Below are 568 nucleotides of genomic sequence, written 5' to 3' on the forward strand. Positions count from 1 at the left end.
CTCACTCAGCAACACTTCAATTCTGGCTTTAAAATAGTTCGATTGTACCCCGAGAAAATCATTAACAGCAGCCCGCTGAGCCTCGTCCACTTGTTTAAATGGATCAACCTCCCACAGTTCATTAACATTGGAAAAATGCTCCAAATTGGCCTGTCTTTGCTTTTGTAAATTTTGAATAGCAGATACATCCAACTTAGGATCAATGCTAGCCAACACCAGCGCAGGTGCAGTATTTACATTCACCTTTAACTCATTGCTCGGCAAAGCACTCACATAAGGTGCAATCAGTTGATAGTTGCGCCCCTCAAAACCCCGCACCAACTTCAACTGTTCAACATTATAAAAAGTACGATTTGGCGCCAAGTAACCCTGAGCTAAACTTTGATAATAAGCAGATTCAGCACCCATCGGCCCACTGACTTCATCATCTTCATCTTGCCAATCAATCACTGCTTCTGAAAGCTGTGCAGGCAATCCAACACGTACCAACAGCTTTTCAAACCAAAGTTTTGCAGCCTCATTCGGCTTTTTATCCGACTTAACTAAAGCATTTAAATTAAATTTACCC

At 41.9% G+C, this 568-nt stretch carries 1 protein-coding gene; it reads right to left on the reverse strand.

Annotation, left to right across the window (positions count from 1 at the left end):
• Positions 1–568, reverse strand: a 568-nt coding sequence (gene gspK, locus ACVUH9_RS22255) for a type II secretion system minor pseudopilin GspK (protein WP_475761021.1), incomplete at both ends; no start/stop codon positions are given.

The organism is Patulibacter ginsengiterrae (assembly GCF_056269115.1).